This window comes from Methylosinus sp. H3A (genome assembly GCF_015709455.1).
GTDB lineage: Bacteria > Pseudomonadota > Alphaproteobacteria > Rhizobiales > Beijerinckiaceae > Methylosinus.
Genome location: NZ_JADNQW010000005.1, coordinates 3,738,900 through 3,758,678, shown reverse-complemented (window position 1 = coordinate 3,758,678; position 19,779 = coordinate 3,738,900). Strand labels below are relative to the sequence as shown.

Here is a 19,779-nt window from a genome sequence, read left to right as displayed (position 1 = left end):
GGTCAGAAATAGCGCTCCGGCACGCGGATGAGGTCGCCGGGCAGCACCGGGATCATCGGAGCCAGCGGATATTCCTTGAATCCCTGCTCGCCCACATGCTGAATGAGAATATTCGATCGGCTCGCCCGATAGGTGGAGCCGCCGGCGAGCGCTATCGCACTCATCACATTGAGTCCGCTCTTATATGTATATTCGCCGGGCTTGCCGACCTCGCCGAGTATATAGAAGGGACGAAAGCTCGCGACATCGACGGTCACTTTTGGATTGCGCAGATATTCGCCGCGGAATTTTTTGGCCAATTCCTGTTCGAGTTGCGGCTTGCTCGAGCCCGCCGCCTTCACCGTGCCGGCCAGCGGCAGCGAGATATAACCCGCCGGATCGATCTCATATTCCCCGGACAGGCGGTCCTCGCCGAAGACGGTGACGCGGATTTTCTCGCCCGGCTGCAGATTTGGCGCGGTCGTCGCCGCGGTTCGAATCAGAGCGTCGCGCTCCTCGACGGAGACCGGGCCGAGATTGGAGCCGCCGTCGCATCCCGTCAGAAGAAGACAGAGCGAGAGGCAGAGGCCGGCTGAACGAAATAACGACATCGATTTCGAATGTCCTCGTCCTGGAATGGCGCGACGCGGGCGTAGATAAGTTCCCGACGCGCGGCGCGTAATATCACGCTCGATCCGCCCATGGCGAGCGGTCGATGACTTTTCGGCGGCGGGACGCTACACGATCGGACGGCTTTGCGGCAAAGCCGCCAAAAAACAAAGTCGCGCGCGCAGCCGTCTGCACGCCGTCACGCGAAAGGACGTCTATCGCGCATGGCGACCGCTAGACTGGATTTCACGGCGGCTGTCCTGCTGCTTTCCATCGCGGCGCCGGCGCCCGGCGCGGCGGCGGAGTTGGCGCGAGGGAGCTTCGTCTTCTCCTCGGCCCGCAATTGCGCGGCGAGCGGACGTTTTCCGGCGGAGGTCTGCGCTTTCGCCGAGACCAACGCCGCCGCCGAATTCGAGGAGAAGGCGCCTCGCTTTCCGCAACGCGCCCTCTGCGAGCAAATCTATGGGGCAGGGGGCTGCTCGCTCGGATTCGTCGGCGCGGACGGATGGGTCGGCAAAAAGACGGCCGTCTTTTTCTCGCCGCGCCAGCGCGGGTTTCGCGTCACGGCGCGATCGGAGCGCGATGTGACCGTGACGCCCATGGCCGGCGATCTGCAATTTGTGACGCGTTCGGCGCTGCGGCGCGACGCTTCGATCAATCCGAAAGCCGCTCGTGCGACGACGGCGCATGGCGGCGGCGCATTCGGCGTGTCGAGCCCGGACGGGCCGGCCGGCCCGACGCCGCCGCACGCGCCGGTCGATCCGAATTTCGACTGCGCCGCCGTGCTGGAGCCGACCGACAAGGGCGATCCGGCGAGCGGCTGCGCGCCGATGCGCGCGCGGCGATAGGCGGCGAATAGTCTGGCTTCGGTAACCGTTTCTTTGCCGGCGCCGGCGATGCTGCCGCGCGGAGCGAGGACGCGCATGCACATGGTAGAATACGGCCGTCGACCGACGAGCGAAATTCCCGTTCGCGCGGGACGCCGCCCGAGAGGCGCAGGATTCGTCGCCTGCCGCCGCGGCGCGGCGATCGTCGAATTCGCTTTCATCGCCGCCCCGCTCTTCGCGGTGCTGATCGCCATCTGTCAGGTCGGCGTCGTCTTTCTCGCGCAGCAGGAGCTCGAATCCGCCGTCGAGAAATCGGCGCGCACGCTGCTGACCGGCGAGGTCCAGAAGAACGGCCTCGACAAGGCGCAATTCGCGACCAAGGTCTGCGGTGGTCTGACCGCGCTGTTCACCTGCTCGCAGGTGATGGTCGATCTGCAGACCGCGAGCGCTTTCTCCTCCATCGACACATCGGCGCCGACGCTCACTTACGATTCCAGCGGCAATGTCACCAACAGCTGGAAATTCCAGACCGGCGGCGTCGGCAGCATCCTCGTGCTGCGCGTGATCTATCAGTTTCCCGTCGTCGGCGGGCCTCTCGGCTTCAATCTGGCCAATCTCGCCAATGGGAAGCGCTTGTTGATGGCCACCGCCGTATTCCAGGTCGAGCCTTACTCGTAATATGGAACCCGCGCGAATGCCTTGTCTCTGTCGCCTGATCTCGATCGCCGGCCGGCGGATGCGCTACGGCGCGCGCGTGCTGCGGCGCGACGAGCGCGGCATGATCGCGGTCGAATTCGCATTGATGATCCCCATCGCCGTGCTGATTCTCGTCAGCGAATTCACACTCGGAGAGGCGATCAGCATCAGCCGCAAGGTGGCGATCACGGGACGCACGCTGACCGATCTCGTCGCGCGGCGGGCGGTCGTGTCGACGTCGGATCTCACGACCATATTGAACGCCTCGACGCAGATCATCGCTCCCTTTTCGACATCGAATTTGACGATCATCCTCGCCGAGGTCTCGACCGATACGCACGGCGCGACGACCGTCGACTGGAGCGAGCCGTTCAATACGACGGGTCTCGTCAAAGGATCGCCTTTCGTCTTGCCGACAGGCATGGCGCAGGCGAGCACGTCGCTGATCTACGCCTATGTGCGTTACGATTACACGCCGCCTTTCGCCACGAAGATGATCCCCGCCGTGCCGATCCGTTACACCTTCTACATCAATCCACGAGTCACCTCATCCGTTCAGCGGGTGAACTGAGCGAAAAGGCCACGCGACGCGCATGACGATCTTTTCCGATCTCGCGAGATTCTTCGCCCATCGCAGCGGCAATGTCGCGATCATATTCGCGCTCGCGGCGATCCCTTTGATGATCGCCGCCGGCGGCGCCATCGATTATGCGAGCGCCGGACGCGTCAAGACGCAGCTCTATGCCGCGGCCGACGCCGCGGCGCTGGCCGCGACGACGCCGCCGATGATGCTGAAATCCTCCGCCGTCGCCAAAGCGGCCGCCACGACGATGTTTGCCGCCCAGGTCGCGCAGATCACGCGGCAGACCTACAACGCCGCCAATCTCACCATCAACGTCGCCGACGATCCGGCGTCGGGCTCGATGACACGCAGCGTGTCAGTCACTTATGCGACGCAGGTCCAGAACTCGTTCGGCGGCTTCTATGGCTTGCGGACGTCCAACATAACGGTGAGCGCCAAAGCGAGCGCGACGACGGCGCGCAACATCGATTTCTATCTGCTGCTCGACAATTCGCCGTCGATGGAGCTCCCGGCGACGCAGGCGGGGGTCGACGCCATGAACGCCTTCGGCTGCGCTTTCGCCTGTCACGAGAAGAGCTTCACCGACAGCGAATATACGACCCACTATCCCGGCTGGGGCAGCATGGACAGTTATACTTACGCCGAGAACAACGGGATAAAGCTGCGCATCGACAATGTTCGTGATGCGGCCAAGAGCCTCGCCTCGACGGCGCAGTCGGTGATGGCTTCCAATGGCGCGACCTATCGTCTCGCCGCCTATAATTTCAATTATGGGGTGACGATGATGCAGAGTCTCGTCCCCACGACGAGCGCCAATGTGAGCGCTATTCAATCGAACATCGGAACAATGACGCCGCCATTGATGGATTCGAACAATGTGCTCGCGGCGAATTTGTCGTACACCTATCCGACCGGCAACTCGACCTATAGTACGGTCACGACGACCAGCGCGCTCAATACGAACGACGCGATGACCGATCTCAATCAGGCGCTCACCAAATTGAATGCGACCATGCCGGCCCCCGGTGGCGGCACCAAGGCCACCGGCGACACGCCGCAGGAGGTCTTGATGCTGCTGACCGATGGCGTGATCGACGCCAGCTATTATTCGAACGGGACATGCACGACCTCATTGAATTGGAGCTATTCGAACGCCTATGGCTCATTCTATCGCTGCCTTCAGCCGGTCGACACCTCCTTCTGCACGACGATAAAGAACCGCGGAATTCGCATCGCGGTCCTCTACACGACCTATTATCCGGTCCCGAGCAACGGCTTCTATCAAGGCACGGTCGCGACCTTCGCCTCGCGGATATCCGACAATATGAAGAGCTGCGCTTCTTCGTCGGATCTCTTCTTCGAGGTCAACACGGGCGGCGACATCACTTCCGCTCTGGCGATCCTGTTTCAGAAGGCGGTTTCCACGGCCTCGCATCTCACGCAATAGTCGGCGCCGCGTTGCTTTCCCGCCCGGCGCGCCTTAATCTGCGCGCCGGCCGCGCGTTGTCGTCGGCCGGAGGATTTTCGTCTCGACGCGGGCGTGCGAAATAGGGATGCGGTCATCTCCTTCGATTTTCGGCCTCTGCGCAGGGCTCGCTGCGCTGCTCGCGGCCGGCGTGGCTTTCGGCCGCGGCGGCGATCATCATGATCCGACGCCTGCGAGCGACAATCCGCCGACGATCGCGACGAGCCTCCCCGAATCAGTGGCGCAGCCGGCCGCGGCGCGCGACGCGCTCGCCGAGCGCGGATTCGAATTCGGCCTCAAATATATCGGCGAGAGTTTTTCGGATGTCTCCGGCGGATTGCGGCGGGGAACGATCTATGACGGCAAGCTGCGCGTTTCCTTCGACGCCGATCTGGAGAAAGCCTTCGGCCTATCCGGCCTCGTCTTTCACGCCAACGCCTCGCAACTGCATGGACGCGGCATAGACCAATTCTACACGGGCGCGCTGATGCCCGTGAGCAATATAGAGGCGACGCCCACGACGCGCCTCTTCGAGGCCTGGCTCGAGCAGAGTTTTGCCGAGGGCGCCTCGATCCGTCTCGGGCAGATGGGCGCGGATCAGGAGTTCATGACGCGCGCCTCGGCGAAGATTTTCGTCAACAATAGTTTCGGATGGCCGGCGCTCGCGATCGCCGATCTTCCCGCGGGCGGCGCGGCGTTTCCGCTGTCCGATCTCGGCGCGCGCGTGAAGGCGGAGACGGAGCGCTTCGCCTTTCTTGCTGCGATTTTCGACGGCGATCCGGCCGGGCCGCAGAAGACCTTCGAGTCTCCCGATCCGCAGCGCCGCAATGCGGACGGGCTGCGATTCAGATTGAAGGACGCGCCTTTCCTCATCGGCGAAGGGCAGTGGAAATATTCCGTCGACGGCCTCGATGGCGTGGCGAAAATCGGCGGCTGGCGACATTTCGGCGGCTTCGCCGATCAGCGCTTCGGCGCCGACGGCCTCTCGCTCGCCGATCCGGCGAGCAGCGGCGTTCCACTGCGTCGACGCGGAAACTTCGGTCTCTATGCGCTCGTCGATCAGCAGATTTTCCGCTCCGGCGAGCAGAGCGCCGGCGCTTTCGCCCGCGCGGAGGCCGCGCCCAATGATCGAAATCTCGTGAATTTCTACGCCGACGCCGGCGTCTCCTTTCGGGGGGCTCCGGCGCGGCCGGACGATCTCTTCGGCGTCGCCGTCGGCTACGCCAGAGTGTCGAGCGGCGCGCGTGGGCTCGATCGCGACGGCGCGGCGTTCGGCAATGGTTTCGCGCCAATTCGCTCCGGCGAGGCGCTCGTCGAAGCGACCTATATAGCGAGCGTCGTTCCCGGCTGGACGCTGCAGCCGGATTTGCAATATATCCGCCGGCCCGGCGGCAATATCGCAGATCCGCGTGATCCTTCCGGCGTCAGGAGCCTGCGCAATGCGCTGGTCGTCGGACTGCGCACGCTCATTCGCTATTGAGCGTCAGACGGAGACCTTCCGGCATTCCTCCGCGCAGGCCTGGCAAGAGTCTCCGCAGGCCTTGCATTCGGAATATTGCGGGAAGCGGTCGCATTCCTTCTTGCACGCCATGCAGACGTCGCCGACCGCCTTCGCCAGAGTCGGCGTCAAAGGCGAATTGACCGCCGCCAAGGATTCGAGCGCGGCGCAAGCGGAGACGAGATCATAGGCGGCCTTGGTGCAGTTCGCCATGCTCGCATCGTTCATCGACAACATGCCGAAGCAATGACGCAGGCATTCATTGCCCGTCGAAACGCATTCGGAGCTGGTCTTCATCAGCGCCTGGAATTTCGGCCCATGCATCATGTGCTGGGCATGTGGATTGGTGATCTGATCCTCGGCCAGAGCGCGGGTGGCGGAGAGGGCGGCGGCAGCGCCGACGGCGGCGGCGGCGACGAATTCTCGGCGTTCCATGGAGAGCCTTCCTTACGTTCGAGAAAGTTTTGCTCTAACTGGCGTGCGCTACAGAAGCTTCAATCCTTTCTTCTCCGTCGGAGCATCCGTTTCATTGCGCGCGCATGCGGCCGACGCCATCTAGGGCGAACAAGGGAGGAGGAGAGAGATGGAGCCGAAAATCGTGCTCACGCTCGCGCGCAGCGACGCTGAAGCGCTCGTGGTCAGCCTGCGCCGCCGCTTCGAGCGGCTCTGCGACATTCGCAAGGAGCTCTGCGAGCCGGACGAATTCGACGAATTGGAGCGCGAGGAGCGCGCCTATTTCGACGCGGAGAACGCGCTCGTCGAACGCATCATCGGCGTGCTGGCGCAAGCTCTGGAAGAGGATCCGCGCCACTGAGGCGATAGCGTCGCCCTCGTCTCACGCGTCGCTCGCCGTCGCATCCCAGGCGAGAGGCCGCGGCGCGCGACGGCGCGTCTCCGGCCATCGCGCGAGCAACATCCGCAACACGACCATGAGATCGGCGGCGGCGCGCGACTGGCCGAGATCGACGAAGGCGCGAATATCGGCGACGAGAATGTCGCGCACGGCGGCGGCGCCGCGGTGGCGGTTGAGGAGATAGCTGGCGAGTGTTCGCTCATGCGCCTTGGAGGGCGCGGCTTCGTCGAACGGCATGGGAACGAGGCCGCTCGGCGCCAGTATTTCGGCGATCTGCATCATCGGTCGGCTCCACGACTCGCGTCTGACGCAGAGCGCTAAACCGATGACGATGACGTTTTGTGACAGCGAGTATCGGGGAAATTACCTATGCAGCGCGGCCTCGGCGGCGCGGGCTTTTTCGCCCAGCAGCCGCTCCGCCGTCTCGGCGACGCGCAACCAGACGCCATGCCCCTCGCTGTCGCCCGCTCTCTGGAAATCGACGGCCCGCTCGCGCGCATTGGAGGGCGCCTCGCGCTCCAACCTGCGGGTCAGCGCGCGCGCGTGAATCTCGACGGCCTGGTCCAGAGAAACTTCCATGGCGTCAACTCCTCTGTCGGGCGGGACGGGCCTCGTTACGCCCATTGGGCCATTTGTGTCGCACATAAGGCGTCATTGTGGCCCTGCGGCGCATTGTCGCGGCTCATGTCGAGCTCGTGGCGAGCGCCGACGCGGCGATCCGCGTCCCGTCTGAGGAAGAACGCCGTCGTTCGACGGAGGTTGCGAGGCGGCGCAGCGCCGCGAGCGAGGTCGGCCAGTCGAGGCAGGCGTCGGTGACGCTCTGGCCATAGACGAGCGGCTTGCCCGCAACGATGTCCTGCCGCCCTGCGACGAGATGGCTCTCGATCATCAAACCGATGATCCGCCGCTCTCCTGCCTCGATCTGCCGCGCCACATCCTCGACGACGGCGGGCTGATTCTCGGGCTTCTTGCTGCTGTTGGCGTGCGAGGCGTCGATCATCAGATAAGGGGAAACCTTCGATTTTTCCGCCTCTTTCGCCGCGGCGTCCACGCTGGCGGCGTCGTAATTCGGCGTCTTTCCGCCGCGCAGGATGATGTGGCAATCCTCATTGCCGCTGGTCGAGGCGATGGCGGAGCGGCCATCCTTGGTGACGGCGAGGAAATGATGCGGCTGCGAGGCGGAGAGCACGGCGTCGAGGGCGATGCGAACATTGCCGTCGGTGCCGTTCTTGAAGCCGACGGGGCAGGACAGACCCGAGGCGAGCTCGCGATGCACCTGGCTCTCGGTGGTGCGCGCGCCGATCGCGCCCCAGCCGACGAGATCGGCGATATATTGCGGCGTCGTCATATCGAGGAATTCGCAGCCGGCAGGCAGGCCCAGCTCATTGACCTCGAGCAGCAGGCGCCGGGCGAGGCGGAGCCCGGCCTCTATATCGAAGCTGCCGTCGAGACGCGGATCATTGATGAGGCCCTTCCACCCGACCGTGGTGCGCGGCTTCTCGAAATAGACGCGCATGATGATCTCGAGCCGATCGCCGAGCTCGCGCTTCGCGTCGGCGAGCAGTCGGGCGTATTCCAGCGCGGCCTCGGGATCATGGACGGAGCAGGGGCCGATGACGACGGCGAGGCGGTCGTCGCGTCCGCGCAGGATTTCGCGCAGGGCGGCGCGGGCGCCGAGCACCACGGCGCTCGCCGTCTCGCTGCGGGGCAATTCGCGCATGATCTCTGCGGGCGGGCTCAGCTCGGTGATTTTGACGATGCGAAGGTCGTCGGTCTCTGTCGGCACGGCGGGGCTTCCTTTTTTGAAGTATCACGCCGGCGGAACAAAAAAGCCGCCAGCGGGACTGGCGGCTCTCGGGGATTTTCAGGCTTCGCGATGCTCGGTCACACGCGTTTGCCTCCCTTCGCCGCCGGCGCAGGATAGCTAAAATACCAGTAGTAGCGCGCAGAGCGGACGAGGGTCATGGGCGTGGAGTTAAAGCGGAGCGGGGGCGGAAGTCAAGCGGGGCGGATGTCCGGCGGGGGGCGAAAGTCACGCGGGTGGGGCGTCACGGCGCGGGCACGCAGAGACCCGAATATCCCGTCATGCGCGTGTTCAACGGCGATCCGTTCTCCTTGCCGTCCGCCGCAATGCCGAAAGAGGCGCGCGGCTGCAGCTTGCGCGCGGCTTCGACGCATTTCTCCTCGGTGGCGTAGCCCGGGATGGCGTTGGTGGCGACCGCACCGGCGGCCTGGGAGGTGGTGACGACGAAGGTCGCTATGACGAGCGTGTAGGACATTGCAAATCTCCACGAAAATAAAAATCGAATGAAATGCGGCGGCGCGCCGCCCGCTGTCTCCAATAGCGTGAAACGATTGCCAAACTGTCGCCGCTCAGCGGTAGATTTCGGCGATCGCCAGAAAATCCTTCGCCGTCAAGGATGCGCCGCCGATAAGCGCCCCGTCCACATTGGCGATGCGCAACAGCTCGCCGGCGTTGGCCGGCTTCACCGAGCCGCCATAGAGGATGCGCGTCGCTCCCGCGCCCGCGCCGAACAAAGTGACGAGCCGCGCGCGGATCGCGGCGTGCATTTGCGCCACATCCTGCAACGTCGGCGTGAGGCCTGTGCCGATTGCCCAGACCGGCTCATAAGCGACGACCAGCCTCTCCGGCGCGACGTCCTGCGGCAGCGAGCCGTCGAGCTGGCGTTCGACGATCTCGCTGGCGCGGCCGGCGTCGCGTTCGGCGCGCGTCTCGCCGACGCAGACGATGGGCGCGAGACCGGCGCGCAGACCCGCCTCCGCCTTGGCGCGGACCAGCGCGTCACTCTCGCCATGATCGCAGCGCCTCTCGCTGTGGCCGACGATGACATAGGCGGCGCCGGCGTCGGCCAGCATCTCGGCGGAAATGTCGCCGGTATGGGCGCCGTTCGCCTTTGCGTGGCAATCTTGCCCGCCGAGCCGGATTTCGGCGCCGGCGACGATCGGCGCGGCTCGAGAGAGAAGTGTGGCTGGCGGGCAGATCGCCAGCTCGACTTTGGCGCGCAGACCCGCGTCATAATGTTGCGCGATCGTCTCGATCTCACTGATCGACGCCGAAAGCCCGTTCATTTTCCAATTTCCGGCGACGAGCGGGCGCGGCGTGGAAGACATGTCCGGGCGTTCCTCTCAAATCGAAGCGAGCAAAGCTCGCCATATCAGCGCTCGCCGCCCTGGGCAATTCGCCGCGACGCCGCGCGGTTGCGGGCATGAGGAAAATTGTCGCCGCTCGGGGAGCGGGTTGCCGGGCGTCCGGCCGACGGCTATAAGCGCCGCGATCCTAAATCCCATCCTCGAACTCGACGAGACGACGCGCCCATGGCGATCGAACGCACATTCTCCATCATCAAGCCGGACGCCACCAAGCGTAATCTGACCGGCAAGATCAACGCCCTCATCGAGGACGCCGGGCTCCGCATCGTGGCGCAGAAGCGTATCCGCTTGTCCCGCGAGCAGGCCGAAACCTTTTATGGCGTCCACAAGGAACGCCCCTTCTTCGGCGAGCTGATCGAATCGATCACCTCCGGTCCGGTTGTCGTCCAGGTGCTGGAAGGCGAGGGGGCGATCGCCAAATATCGTACGGTCATGGGCGCCACCAATCCGGCCAGCGCCGATCCGGGCACGATCCGCAAGGAATTCGCCGTGTCGATCGGCGAGAACTCGGTGCATGGCTCCGACGCGCCTGAGACCGCCGCCATCGAGATCCCGCAGTTCTTCTCGGGCAATGAGATCGTCGGCTGATTTTCAGGCCGAGGCGTAGCTCGGGAAATAGGCGGCGAGCAGCCGGTCCCGATAGGCGACGAGATTGGCCGTGCCGGCCACGGCCTCCCGCAATGGCGATACGAGCTCGGTGACGAGCGATTCCGCCACCATTGCGAAGGCCATGGCGTCGGCGGCGCTGGGCGCCTCGCCGAAGAGATAGGGCTTGTCGCCGAGCAGGACGGAAAGCGCCGCTATGTCGCGCCGTCCGAGCTCGGCGAGCTCCTCGTCCGAGTGCCGCCCGAGGCCCTGCGCCACGAGGCTGCGCGCCACTTTCTTGCGGATCAGCGCCTTCACGAGCGGACGAATGACCGCCGGCGCGCCGGAGAAGAATTGCGCCGGACCACGCGCGAAATTGCCGTCGTCGATCCAGCGGGCCTGCACCAGCAGCCAATAATAATGTTCCTCCAGCATTTTCTCGATCGCCCAGCCGGCGGCGCGCTGCTCCGGCGTGAGGCCGGCGTCGAAATCGATGCCATAGGTCTTTTCGAGATAGAGGCGGATGAAGGTCGAATCGGCGACGATCGTCCCCTCGTCGTCGATATAGGGAAGCTTGCCCTTGGGCGCGCGGCCGTAGCCGGAGTGGTCCTCCACGAAACGCAGGCCGGCGAATTTCAGCAGCGTCATCGCCTTGAGCACGAAGGGGCTGGCGTCCGGGAGACCGAAATAGGGACCGAATGAATATAATTTGATCATCGGTAAAACCTCTTTGCGCCCTCACGGCATATGATCGACCAAGTCCGTTCACGCCACTTTGCGCGCCGCCGAGATCGAGGAATTCTCACCTTTTTACGTTAACATGGAACAGCGCGCGCAGCGGGCCGCGGCGCGTAGACGGGCGAGGCCGAAAGACGCCATGACGAAGCGGAGAGCCTATTGGACATGGCGCGCAGCGGGGTTGCTGTCGCTCGGCGTTCTACTTCTGGCGACGCCTTTCGACGGCGCGCTCGGTCTCGCCAAGCTGCTGGCCTTCGCCGTCTATCTTTGCGTTTTCGCCTTGCCGAGCCCGTGCAAAAGCGGGGCGGCCTATCCGTTCGGACATGGCTTTCGCCCCGGAGCGGGATGTCCGCGGCCGAGTCAGCCGGAGGAGGGGACGGCGAGCGCCGGCTCCGGCGAGGAAGCCGCGCCGAGCACACGATTGCCCTCGGCTGTGACCGCGCCGGAGGCGACGAGCCGCAGCGCCCGCGGATAAAGCAGATGCTCCTGCTCGAGCACGCGCGCCCCCAGCGTCTGCGGCGTATCGGAATCGAGCACGGCGACTGCGGCCTGAGCGACGATCGGCCCTTCGTCCATTTCCGGAACCACGAAATGGACGGTGCAGCCGTGGATTTTCACGCCCTCGGCGAGCGCCCGCTCATGCGTGTGGAGTCCGCGAAACGCCGGGAGCAGAGCCGGGTGGATATTGAGCATGCGCTCGCGCCACTGGCCAATGAACCAGGGCGTCAGCAGCCGCATGAATCCAGCGAGGCACAGAAACTCGATGCGATGCGTCTCCAGCACGATCTGCAGCGAACGCTCGAACTCTTCGCGGCCGGCGTAAATCTTATGGTCCACGGCGGCGACGGCGACGCCAGCCGCCTTGGCTTTGGCGAGGCCCGCGGCGTCTGGGCGATTGGAGACGACGAGCGCGATCTCGGCCGGAAAATCCGGCGCGTGGGCCGCCTCGATCAGCGCGTCCATATTGGAGCCGCGCCCGGAAATCAGGATCGCCGTGCGCAGCCGCCGGCTCACAGCGGCAGCGTCCCGCGTATGCCGACGCGGGGCCCGTCGCCCGTCGCCGCGATCTCACCGATCGCGATCGGCGTCTCGCCCGCCTCAAGCAGAGCCGCGAGCGCTTCGTCGACGCCATCCCGCGCGACGATGACGACCATGCCGATTCCGCAATTGAAGGTGCGCAGCATTTCCGCCTCCGCGACGCCGCCTCGCTGCGCCAGCCAGGAGAACACCGGCGGCGGCCGAAACGCGCCGAGGTCGAGCGAAGCGCCGAGGCCCTTGGGCAGCACGCGCGGCAGATTGTCGGGGAAGCCGCCGCCGGTGATATGGGCGAGGGCCAAAATAGCGTCGCTCCGCTTCAGCGCCGCGAGCAGCGGCTTCACATAGATGCGCGTCGGCGCGAGCAGAGCGCGGGCGAGACTCTGGCCGGAGGCGAAGGGCGCGGGCGCGTCCCAGGCGAGACCGGCCTCGGCGACGATGCGGCGGATGAGCGAGAAGCCGTTGGAATGGGCGCCGGAGGAGGGCAGGCCGAACAGAAGATCGCCCTCTTTCACCTCGGCGCGGGGAAGCAGGCGGGAACGCTCGGCCGCGCCCACGGCGAAGCCCGCGAGATCATAGTCGCCCTTGGAATAGAGACCCGGCATTTCCGCGGTCTCGCCGCCGAGCAGCGCGCAGCCGGCCTCGACGCAGCCGGCCGCTATGCCGGAGACGACCGCCGCCGCGGCCTCCGGCTCGAGCTTGCCGGTCGCATAATAGTCGAGGAAGAACAGCGGCTCGGCGCCCTGCACGACGAGATCGTTGACGCACATTGCGACGAGATCGACGCCGATCGTGTCATGGACGCCGGATTCGATGGCGATCTTGATCTTGGTGCCGACGCCGTCATTGGCGGCGACCAGCACGGGATCGGAGAAGCCTGCCGCCTTGAGGTCGAACAGGCCGCCGAAGCCGCCGATCTCGCCATCCGCGCCCGGCCGGCGCGTCGAGCGCACGGCGGGGCGGATGAGATCCACCAGACGATTGCCGGCGTCTATGTCGACGCCAGCCTGCGCATAAGTGAGGCCATTTTGTCCTGACGCCATTGCGATGTCCCGGTCCCGCGCTCGGTTTCGAGCCTGCGGCCTAGCGCCTTACGCGCGCCGGCGCAATCCGTTTCGGACAGGGGACAAAACGTTCCGAGACTCGGCCAGCTCTCCAGGATACGCTTCCCGTTCTAGCACTCTGCTTCCGTGGGAGGCCGGACACGCATTTGCCGCGCTGGGTCCGAAGCGCCGCACAGATGGAAGTTTTGTCGCGCTCGGGTGAGTGACAGCGAGCCATTCGGGCCGCCACGGACCTCGTCGGCGTCATGATCGTCCTGCCCGTCGTCCTCCCAAAAACACACTGGGCAAATCTCATAGGCGCCCCGTTCATCGAGCGTGCGATAGCCGCAACACGGGCAACGATGCACGGGCACCTCCGAGAATGGCGCGATAATATTTCTCAATATCACCGCCCCAGTTAGACACGTGTCCGGGAGGAAGGAAGGCTCAGCCGTTCACATGCTTCTCGATCGCGCTCGGATCGACGGGATTGAGCTCGACGCTCTCGCCGCAGCCGCAGGCCGAGGTCTGGTTCGGGTTCTGGAACACGAAGCTCGACGAGAATTGCTGCACGTCGAGATCCATGCGCGTGCCGAGCAGATAGAGGACGGCCGCGCTGTCGACGATGACGCGCGCGCCCTTTTCCTCGATCACCTCGTCGCCGGGCGAGGGCTCGGCCAGCGCCATTTTATAGGCCATGCCGGCGCAGCCGCTCTTTTCCACCGAAATGCGCAGTCCGATGTTGGGATTCTCGGCGCCGACGAGCAGGCCGCGCACGCGTTCGGCGGCGGAGTCGCTGAGGCTCATGACGTTCATTCTTCGCTCCTATTGCCGTCTCTTCGTCGTCCGCTTATCGCGGCCCGACGTCGCGATCAATAATTCTTCCATATGCCCGGCGTCGCGAGCTCGACGAGATTGCCGTCGGGATCGCGGAAATAGAGGCTGCGCCCCCCGCGCGGCCAGTCCATCCGCGCCTCGACCGGCGCGCCCGCTTCGGCGAGCCGGCGCTCCCAGAGGCTCAAATCCTCCAGCCGGATCGCGAGCGCGAAATGCAGCCGCCCGCGACCCTCATGCGGTGGAATCTCGCCCCCCGGCAGAACCACCTTTTCCCCCGTCGTCCCGCGCGCGAACAGCAAAAGCACGCTGCGCGGGCCGCAATCATAGGCGATGAGCCGTTGATCGGCGAACATGGGCGAAAGGCCGAGAACCTCCTCGTAGAAACGCGAGGCGCGTGCCAAATCGTCCACATAGAGAGCCGTCTCGAGACACCCGTCGATTTTCGGCGCGGGCGCGTCCATCGGCTCTCCTCGCGCTCACCACATATCGAGCGTCATGCGCGCTTCGTCCGACATGCGGCTCTGGTCCCATGGCGGCTCGAAGACGAGCTTGACGATGACGGCCATCACGCCCGGCACGAGGCTCACCGAGCTCTGCACCTGCTCGACGATCTGGCCGGCGACGGGACAGCCCGGCGCGGTCAAGGTCATGTCGATATAGACGACGTCCTCGGGCGTGATGTCGATATTGTAGATGAGGCCCAGCTCGAAAATATCTGCTGGAATTTCCGGGTCTTGGACGGTCTTCAGCGCGGCGACGATGCCTTGCGTCAGACGCTCGACCTCATCTTGCGATCGGCCCGCCGGGAGGGGCTGCTGCTCATCCCGTGTCAGCTCCCGACCGGTCACGACTTCCTGCGGCTCTACCGCGTCATCGGTCTTGGTCACGATTCTGTCTCCTTCAAGAAAACAGCGCCTTCGCCTTCAGCAGCGCTTCCGCCAAGCGGTCGACCTCGTCGCGCGTATTATACATAGCGAAAGACGCGCGGCAGGTGGAGGTGACGTTGAAGCGTTGCAGCAGCGGCATGGCGCAATGGGTTCCGGCGCGAACGGCGACGCCGGAACGGTCGATGACGGTCGCTATGTCGTGAGCGTGGGCCTCCGGCATGTCGAAAGCGACAATCGGTCCCTTGTCCTTGGCGTGACCGAAGATTCGAAGCCCCGGTATATCGGAGAGGCGCTCATGCGCATAGGCGATGAGGTCGGCCTCATGGGCGCGGATCGCCGGCCGGCCGATCTTCTGCATATAGTCGAGCGCCGCGCCGAGCCCCGCCGCCTGCACGATGGGCGGGGTGCCGGCCTCGAAGCGATGCGGCGGCGTGTTGTAGGTCACATAGTCGCGCGTGACCGTCTCGATCATCTCGCCGCCGCCGGCGAAGGGCGGCAGCTTCTCGAGCCATTCGCGCTTGCCATAGAGCGCGCCGATGCCGGTCGGCCCATAGAGCTTGTGGCCGGTGATGATGTAGAAATCGACGTCCAGCGCGCGCACGTCGACATCGAGATGCACCGCGCCCTGCGAGCCGTCGACGAGCACCGGCACGCCATGCGCATGGGCGATGCGCACGATATCGGCGATCGGTGTCGGCGCCGCCAGCACATTGGACATATGCGTCAGCGCGACGATCTTCGTCTTCGGCGTGATCAGTTTCTCGAAATCCTCGAGCGAGAAGACGCCGTCATCGTCGGTCTCGATCCATTTCAGCACCGCGCCCTTGCGCTCGCGGAGGAAATGCCAGGGCACGATATTGGAGTGATGCTCCATGATCGAGAGGATGATCTCATCGCCCTCACCGATATTGGCGAGGCCGAAGGAGGAGGCGACGAGATTGATCGCCTCCGTCGCGCCGCGCGTGAAGATGATCTCCTCGCGATCGCCGGCGTTGAGGAAGCGGCGCAAAGTCTCTCGCGCGCCCTCATAGGCGTCGGTCGCCGCATTGGCGAGATAATGCAGGCCGCGATGCACATTGGCGTATTCGTGCTCGTAGACCTGGGAGATGCGCTCGATCACCTGCCGCGGCTTCTGCGCCGAGGCGGCGTTGTCGAGATAGACGAGATCCTTGCCATAGGGCTTCTCGGCGAGGATCGGAAAGTCGCGGCGGATCGCCTCGACGTCATAGGCGGCAGTCGCTTCGGCCAAGAGTGGCTGGTTCATTTGCCGGCCCCCCGATTGCCGAGCCAGGCGCGGATACGCTCGAAATAAATGTCGCGCGTCGCTTCCTCGCCGAGCGCCTCGATGATCTCGCCGGCGAAGCCCTCGATCAGCAGCGCCTCGGCCTCATGCTTGGGCAGGCCGCGCGCCACGAGATAGAAAAGCTGGTCGGCGTCGAGACGTCCGCACGTCGCGCCATGGCCGCAGACGACGTCGTCGGCGAAGATCTCGAGCTCCGGCTTATTGTTCATCGTGGCGTTTTCGCTGATCAGCAACGCCCGCGACTGCATGGAGCCGTCGGTCTTCTGCGCGCCGGGGCGCACCACCACCTTGCCCTGGAACACGCCGGTCGACTGGCCGTCGAGCACATTGCGAAAACGCTCGCGGCTCTTGCAGTTGGCGGCCGCATGCTCGACGACGAGCGTGGTGTCGGCGTGATCCTTGCCGCCGAGCAGGGAGATCCCGTCGAGCGAGACATCCGCCTCCTCGCCGGCGAGCCGCGCGAAGATTTGCCGCCGCACGAGTCCGCCGCCTTCGATGAAGCCGAGAGATTTGAACGAGGCCTTCGCCTGCGTGGTGACGAGCAGGCTGAACAGGCGGATCGCCGATTCCGACTGCGGGCCGATGTCCGCGATATGCTCGACCTCGGCGCCGGCTCCGATCGAGAAAGCGAGAACGTGATTCTCCTGCGCGCCGGAGGGCGTGAGGGCGAGCGAGGTCTCGACGATCTTCGCCTTCGCTCCGTCGCCGACGACGACGAGCGAACGCGTGAAGGCGGAGCGCGCCTCGCCGCCCGTCGAGAGCAGCAGGATCTCGATCGTTTTCGCTACTTCCGTCGCAGGTGCAACACGCAGCACGACGCCATCCTGCATCAGCGCAGCATTCAACGCGACGATCGCGTCCGCTCCGGCGTTCTCGGGCAGGCCGAGGGCGGTCAGCGCCGCAGCGTCTTCCGTGGCGAGAATATCGGCTAGAGAGGCGACCTCGACGCCAGCCGGCAGAGCCGCGACATCGGAGAGCTCGGGACGGAAGGCGCCGTCGGCGACGACGAGCCGAACGCGTCCCTCGGTCGCCGGCGGCAGCGTGATCGCGCCGGGCGCTCCGAGCGGCGCGACGACGCGCAACGACGCCCGCAGATCGGTGTAGTGCCATGCCTCGACACGACGCGTCGGCAGCCCTTTGCGCGTGAAGAACTCCCACGAGGCCTGGCGCAACGCCGGCGCGCCCTTGCTCTTCATCGCCTCGAAGGCGCCGGCGAGAGCCGTATCGGCTTCGCTTTTCTTGTCGATCGCCTGCACGGTCATGATCCTGCCCTCACGCCGCTTCGCCGACATAATCGCGATAGCCGCTCTTCTCGAGCTCGAGCGCCAGCTCCGGGCCGCCGGTCTTCTGAATCTTGCCCTTGGCCATCACATGCACAGTGTCCGGCTTGATGTAGTCGAGCAGGCGCTGATAATGGGTGATGACGAGGAAGCCGCGATTGGGCGAGCGCAGAGCATTGACGCCTTCGGAGACGATGCGCAGAGCGTCGATGTCGAGGCCGGAGTCGGTCTCGTCGAGAATGCCGAATTTCGGCTGCAGCAGGCTCATCTGAAGAATGTCCATGCGCTTCTTTTCGCCGCCGGAGAAGCCGACGTTCAGCGCGCGCTTCAGCATGTCCATGTTGATGCCGAGCTTGGTGGAAGCCTCGCGCACCACTTTCATGAAATCGGGCGTCTGCAGCTCTTCCTCGCCGCGCGAGCGGCGCTGCGCGTTCACGGCGGCCTTGAGGAAGGTCATCGTCGCGACGCCGGGAATCTCGACCGGATATTGGAAAGCGAGGAACACGCCCTTGGCGGCGCGCTCATGCGGCTCGAGGCCCAGAATATTTTCGCCGTCGAGCAGCACCTCGCCCTCGGTGACGTCATAACCGTCGCGGCCGGAGATGACATAGGAGAGGGTGGATTTGCCCGTGCCGTTCGGCCCCATGATGGCGGCGACCTCGCCGTCCTTCACCGTGAGGTTCAGCCCCTCGAGGATTTTGCGCTCTCCGATGGAGACGTGGAGATTCTTGATTTCGATCATGGTGTCGTCCTGTTGGCTGTTCGCTGTCGTGCGAGGGACGTTGCAAATCGGAGGCCGCTCTATCGGGGCCGTTTCGTCGCCCGCCTGCCTCGTAAAGAGGCGCTCACTAAAACGCAGAGCGCCTCTTTGCTCATCGATACGTCAACCGACGCTGCCTTCGAGGCTCACTGCGATCAGTTTCTGCGCTTCCACTGCGAATTCCATAGGCAGCTTCTGCAGCACGTCGCGCACGAAACCATTGACGATGAGCGCCGTCGCCTCTTCTTCGGAGAGTCCGCGCTGCATGCAGTAGAACAGCTGGTCCTCGGAGATCTTCGACGTCGTCGCCTCATGCTCGAACACGGCGGAGGCGTTCTTCGACTCGAGATAGGGCACCGTATGCGCGCCGCATTTGTCGCCGATGAGCAGGCTGTCGCAATTTGTGAAATTGCGCGCGCCTTCCGCCTTGCGATGCGCCGACACCTGCCCGCGATAGGTGTTCTGCGAATGGCCGGCGGAAATGCCCTTGGAGATGATGCGGCTCTTGGTGTTCTTGCCGAGGTGGATCATCTTCGTGCCGCTGTCGACCTGCTGATAGCCGTTCGACACTGCGATCGAATAGAACTCGCCTTGCGAATTATCGCCGCGCAGAATGCAGGACGGATATTTCCACGTCACCGCGGAGCCGGTCTCCACCTGCGTCCAGGAGATGTGCGAGCTCTTGCCGCGGCAATCGCCGCGCTTCGTCACGAAGTTGTAGATGCCGCCCTTGCCCTCGCTGTCGCCGGGATACCAGTTCTGCACCGTCGAATATTTGATCTCGGCGTCGTCGAGCGCGACCAGCTCGACCACGGCGGCGTGCAGCTGGTTCTCGTCGCGCTTGGGCGCCGTGCAGCCTTCGAGATAGCTGACATAGGAGCCGGCGTCGGCGATGATGAGCGTGCGCTCGAACTGTCCCGTGTTCTTCTCGTTGATGCGGAAATAGGTCGACAGCTCCATCGGGCAGCGCACGCCCGGCGGAATGTAGACGAAGGAGCCGTCCGAGAAGACGGCGGAGTTCAGCGTGGCGTAGAAGTTGTCCGTCACCGGCACGACCGAGCCGAGATATTTGCGCACCAGCTCGGGATGCTCGCGGACCGCTTCCGAGATCGGGCAGAAGATCACGCCGGCCTTGGAGAGCTCCTCCTTGAAGGTCGTCGCCACCGAGACCGAGTCGAACACCGCGTCGACGGCGATCTTGCGCTGCTCGACGCCGGCGAGAACTTCCTGCTCGCGCAGCGGAATGCCGAGCTTCTCATAGGTGCGCAGAAGCTCCGGATCGACATCCTCGATCGAGGTCGGCCCGGGCGTCGATTTGGGCGCCGAGTAATAATAGAGGTCCTGATAGTCGATCGCGGGATAATCGACGCGAGCCCATTTGGGCTCCTCCATCGTCAGCCAGCGCCGATAGGCCTCGAGCCGCCACTCGGTCAGCCATTCGGGCTCGTTCTTCTTTGCCGAAATGAAGCGGACGATATCCTCGCTGAGACCCTTTGGGGCCTTTTCGGATTCGATATCGGTGGTGAAGCCGTATTTATATGCGTCGACGTCGATCTCTTCGACGCGCGCCACCGTCTCCTGGCGAGCCGCCATGTGTCCTCTCCTCGTCTCGACGGGTTCAAGGCCCGCC

Annotated in this window: 25 protein-coding genes; 7 read left to right on the top strand and 18 right to left on the bottom strand. The window is 64.6% G+C overall.

The window, feature by feature from the left end; translation table 11 throughout:
* Nucleotides 1-2 precede the first annotated feature (2 nt).
* A complete protein-coding gene (locus IY145_RS20395; RefSeq protein WP_196409880.1) occupies nt 3-590 on the bottom strand; it encodes a polysaccharide biosynthesis/export family protein in 588 nt (195 codons plus the stop codon).
* A gap of 222 nt (nt 591-812) precedes the next feature.
* Between IY145_RS20395 and IY145_RS20390 the strand changes: the two genes are divergently transcribed.
* The 5 genes from IY145_RS20390 to IY145_RS20370 all read left to right on the top strand — a co-directional run bounded on the left by IY145_RS20390 (nt 813) and on the right by IY145_RS20370 (nt 5,639).
* The gene (locus IY145_RS20390; protein WP_196409879.1) at nt 813-1,436 is read left to right on the top strand and encodes a DUF1190 domain-containing protein; all 624 of its coding nucleotides are present in this window, start codon (nt 813-815) and stop codon (nt 1,434-1,436) included.
* A gap of 75 nt (nt 1,437-1,511) precedes the next feature.
* On the top strand, nt 1,512-2,093 hold the full coding sequence (locus IY145_RS20385) for a TadE/TadG family type IV pilus assembly protein (protein ID WP_246722126.1): 582 nt from the start codon (nt 1,512-1,514) through the stop codon (nt 2,091-2,093).
* Nucleotides 2,094-2,109: 16 nt separating this feature from the next.
* Nucleotides 2,110-2,682: a TadE/TadG family type IV pilus assembly protein gene (locus IY145_RS20380; protein ID WP_246722125.1), complete on the top strand. Its 573-nt coding sequence runs from the start codon at nt 2,110-2,112 to the stop codon at nt 2,680-2,682.
* 22 nt (nt 2,683-2,704) lie between these two features.
* Entirely contained in the window at nt 2,705-4,141 is a 1,437-nt protein-coding gene (locus IY145_RS20375; RefSeq protein WP_196409878.1) for a TadE/TadG family type IV pilus assembly protein, read from the top strand.
* 106 nt (nt 4,142-4,247) lie between these two features.
* Nucleotides 4,248-5,639, top strand: coding sequence for a carbohydrate porin (locus IY145_RS20370; protein WP_196409877.1), 1,392 nt, complete (start codon nt 4,248-4,250; stop codon nt 5,637-5,639).
* A gap of 3 nt (nt 5,640-5,642) precedes the next feature.
* Here the strand turns inward: IY145_RS20370 and IY145_RS20365 are convergent, their stop codons facing one another.
* Complete coding sequence (locus tag IY145_RS20365; protein WP_196409876.1) at nt 5,643-6,092, bottom strand: four-helix bundle copper-binding protein; 450 nt, start codon at nt 6,090-6,092, stop codon at nt 5,643-5,645.
* Nucleotides 6,093-6,240: 148 nt separating this feature from the next.
* Here IY145_RS20365 and IY145_RS20360 point away from each other — a divergent pair, with 148 nt between their 5' ends.
* Nucleotides 6,241-6,471, top strand: coding sequence for a hypothetical protein (locus tag IY145_RS20360; RefSeq protein ID WP_196409875.1), 231 nt, complete (start codon nt 6,241-6,243; stop codon nt 6,469-6,471).
* 21 nt (nt 6,472-6,492) lie between these two features.
* Here the strand turns inward: IY145_RS20360 and IY145_RS20355 are convergent, their stop codons facing one another.
* The 5 genes from IY145_RS20355 to tpiA all read right to left on the bottom strand — a co-directional run bounded on the left by IY145_RS20355 (nt 6,493) and on the right by tpiA (nt 9,642).
* On the bottom strand, nt 6,493-6,792 hold the full coding sequence (locus IY145_RS20355) for a hypothetical protein (RefSeq protein ID WP_246722124.1): 300 nt from the start codon (nt 6,790-6,792) through the stop codon (nt 6,493-6,495).
* An 81-nt stretch (nt 6,793-6,873) separates the two neighbouring features.
* Nucleotides 6,874-7,089, bottom strand: a complete 216-nt coding sequence (locus IY145_RS20350; RefSeq protein WP_196409874.1) for a hypothetical protein — start codon at nt 7,087-7,089, stop codon at nt 6,874-6,876.
* A 103-nt stretch (nt 7,090-7,192) separates the two neighbouring features.
* Nucleotides 7,193-8,296: a 3-deoxy-7-phosphoheptulonate synthase gene (locus IY145_RS20345; protein ID WP_196409873.1), complete on the bottom strand. Its 1,104-nt coding sequence runs from the start codon at nt 8,294-8,296 to the stop codon at nt 7,193-7,195.
* Between the two features lie 262 nt (nt 8,297-8,558).
* Complete coding sequence (locus tag IY145_RS20340) at nt 8,559-8,789, bottom strand: hypothetical protein (RefSeq protein ID WP_196409872.1); 231 nt, start codon at nt 8,787-8,789, stop codon at nt 8,559-8,561.
* A 94-nt stretch (nt 8,790-8,883) separates the two neighbouring features.
* Complete coding sequence (tpiA, locus tag IY145_RS20335) at nt 8,884-9,642, bottom strand: triose-phosphate isomerase (RefSeq protein WP_196409871.1); 759 nt, start codon at nt 9,640-9,642, stop codon at nt 8,884-8,886.
* Between the two features lie 204 nt (nt 9,643-9,846).
* On the opposite strand from tpiA, the gene ndk reads away from it, so the two are divergent.
* Nucleotides 9,847-10,269, top strand: coding sequence for a nucleoside-diphosphate kinase (gene ndk / locus IY145_RS20330; RefSeq protein ID WP_196409870.1), 423 nt, complete (start codon nt 9,847-9,849; stop codon nt 10,267-10,269).
* 3 nt (nt 10,270-10,272) lie between these two features.
* Here the strand turns inward: ndk and IY145_RS20325 are convergent, their stop codons facing one another.
* The 11 genes from IY145_RS20325 to sufB all read right to left on the bottom strand — a co-directional run bounded on the left by IY145_RS20325 (nt 10,273) and on the right by sufB (nt 19,742).
* Entirely contained in the window at nt 10,273-10,983 is a 711-nt protein-coding gene (locus IY145_RS20325; protein ID WP_196409869.1) for a glutathione S-transferase family protein, read from the bottom strand.
* Nucleotides 10,984-11,364: 381 nt separating this feature from the next.
* Entirely contained in the window at nt 11,365-12,018 is a 654-nt protein-coding gene (gene purN / locus IY145_RS20320) for a phosphoribosylglycinamide formyltransferase (RefSeq protein ID WP_196409868.1), read from the bottom strand.
* Nucleotides 12,015-13,082 (bottom strand): phosphoribosylformylglycinamidine cyclo-ligase, encoded by a 1,068-nt coding sequence (gene purM, locus IY145_RS20315; protein ID WP_196409867.1) that lies wholly within the window; start codon nt 13,080-13,082, stop codon nt 12,015-12,017. Before purM ends, purN begins: the two co-directional genes overlap by 4 nt.
* Before the next feature lie 131 nt (nt 13,083-13,213).
* Nucleotides 13,214-13,450 (bottom strand): CPCC family cysteine-rich protein, encoded by a 237-nt coding sequence (locus IY145_RS26625; protein WP_210332701.1) that lies wholly within the window; start codon nt 13,448-13,450, stop codon nt 13,214-13,216.
* 79 nt (nt 13,451-13,529) lie between these two features.
* Entirely contained in the window at nt 13,530-13,898 is a 369-nt protein-coding gene (locus tag IY145_RS20305) for an iron-sulfur cluster assembly accessory protein (protein ID WP_196409865.1), read from the bottom strand.
* 56 nt (nt 13,899-13,954) lie between these two features.
* On the bottom strand, nt 13,955-14,380 hold the full coding sequence (locus IY145_RS20300; protein WP_196409864.1) for a VOC family protein: 426 nt from the start codon (nt 14,378-14,380) through the stop codon (nt 13,955-13,957).
* 15 nt (nt 14,381-14,395) lie between these two features.
* A complete protein-coding gene (locus IY145_RS20295) occupies nt 14,396-14,806 on the bottom strand; it encodes an iron-sulfur cluster assembly protein (RefSeq protein WP_196409863.1) in 411 nt (136 codons plus the stop codon).
* A 13-nt stretch (nt 14,807-14,819) separates the two neighbouring features.
* Nucleotides 14,820-16,070, bottom strand: coding sequence for a cysteine desulfurase (locus IY145_RS20290; protein ID WP_196409862.1), 1,251 nt, complete (start codon nt 16,068-16,070; stop codon nt 14,820-14,822).
* Entirely contained in the window at nt 16,067-17,371 is a 1,305-nt protein-coding gene (gene sufD, locus IY145_RS20285; protein ID WP_246722123.1) for a Fe-S cluster assembly protein SufD, read from the bottom strand. Before sufD ends, IY145_RS20290 begins: the two co-directional genes overlap by 4 nt.
* Nucleotides 17,372-17,381: 10 nt before the next feature.
* On the bottom strand, nt 17,382-18,131 hold the full coding sequence (gene sufC, locus IY145_RS20280) for a Fe-S cluster assembly ATPase SufC (protein ID WP_196409860.1): 750 nt from the start codon (nt 18,129-18,131) through the stop codon (nt 17,382-17,384).
* Between the two features lie 141 nt (nt 18,132-18,272).
* Complete coding sequence (gene sufB, locus IY145_RS20275) at nt 18,273-19,742, bottom strand: Fe-S cluster assembly protein SufB (protein ID WP_196409859.1); 1,470 nt, start codon at nt 19,740-19,742, stop codon at nt 18,273-18,275.
* Between the last annotated feature and the right edge of the window lie 37 nt (nt 19,743-19,779).

Bases quoted from the DNA above. Each gene is read 5' to 3' on its own strand.
- IY145_RS20360 (WP_196409875.1), top strand. From the start codon at position 6,241: ATGGAGCCGAAAATCGTGCTCACGCTCGCGCGCAGCGACGCTGAAGCG.
- IY145_RS20300 (WP_196409864.1), bottom strand. From the start codon at position 14,380: ATGGACGCGCCCGCGCCGAAAATCGACGGGTGTCTCGAGACGGCTCTC.
- ndk (WP_196409870.1), top strand. From the start codon at position 9,847: ATGGCGATCGAACGCACATTCTCCATCATCAAGCCGGACGCCACCAAG.
- sufB (WP_196409859.1), bottom strand. From the start codon at position 19,742: ATGGCGGCTCGCCAGGAGACGGTGGCGCGCGTCGAAGAGATCGACGTC.
- sufD (WP_246722123.1), bottom strand. From the start codon at position 17,371: ATGACCGTGCAGGCGATCGACAAGAAAAGCGAAGCCGATACGGCTCTC.
- IY145_RS20365 (WP_196409876.1), bottom strand. From the start codon at position 6,092: ATGGAACGCCGAGAATTCGTCGCCGCCGCCGCCGTCGGCGCTGCCGCC.
- IY145_RS20385 (WP_246722126.1), top strand. From the start codon at position 1,512: ATGCACATGGTAGAATACGGCCGTCGACCGACGAGCGAAATTCCCGTT.
- IY145_RS20350 (WP_196409874.1), bottom strand. From the start codon at position 7,089: ATGGAAGTTTCTCTGGACCAGGCCGTCGAGATTCACGCGCGCGCGCTG.
- IY145_RS20290 (WP_196409862.1), bottom strand. From the start codon at position 16,070: ATGAACCAGCCACTCTTGGCCGAAGCGACTGCCGCCTATGACGTCGAG.
- IY145_RS20305 (WP_196409865.1), bottom strand. From the start codon at position 13,898: ATGAACGTCATGAGCCTCAGCGACTCCGCCGCCGAACGCGTGCGCGGC.
- IY145_RS20390 (WP_196409879.1), top strand. From the start codon at position 813: ATGGCGACCGCTAGACTGGATTTCACGGCGGCTGTCCTGCTGCTTTCC.
- IY145_RS20380 (WP_246722125.1), top strand. From the start codon at position 2,110: ATGCCTTGTCTCTGTCGCCTGATCTCGATCGCCGGCCGGCGGATGCGC.
- IY145_RS20355 (WP_246722124.1), bottom strand. From the start codon at position 6,792: ATGATGCAGATCGCCGAAATACTGGCGCCGAGCGGCCTCGTTCCCATG.
- IY145_RS20340 (WP_196409872.1), bottom strand. From the start codon at position 8,789: ATGTCCTACACGCTCGTCATAGCGACCTTCGTCGTCACCACCTCCCAG.
- purM (WP_196409867.1), bottom strand. From the start codon at position 13,082: ATGGCGTCAGGACAAAATGGCCTCACTTATGCGCAGGCTGGCGTCGAC.
- sufC (WP_196409860.1), bottom strand. From the start codon at position 18,131: ATGATCGAAATCAAGAATCTCCACGTCTCCATCGGAGAGCGCAAAATC.
- IY145_RS20375 (WP_196409878.1), top strand. From the start codon at position 2,705: ATGACGATCTTTTCCGATCTCGCGAGATTCTTCGCCCATCGCAGCGGC.
- tpiA (WP_196409871.1), bottom strand. From the start codon at position 9,642: ATGTCTTCCACGCCGCGCCCGCTCGTCGCCGGAAATTGGAAAATGAAC.
- IY145_RS20395 (WP_196409880.1), bottom strand. From the start codon at position 590: ATGTCGTTATTTCGTTCAGCCGGCCTCTGCCTCTCGCTCTGTCTTCTT.
- IY145_RS20370 (WP_196409877.1), top strand. From the start codon at position 4,248: ATGCGGTCATCTCCTTCGATTTTCGGCCTCTGCGCAGGGCTCGCTGCG.
- IY145_RS20325 (WP_196409869.1), bottom strand. From the start codon at position 10,983: ATGATCAAATTATATTCATTCGGTCCCTATTTCGGTCTCCCGGACGCC.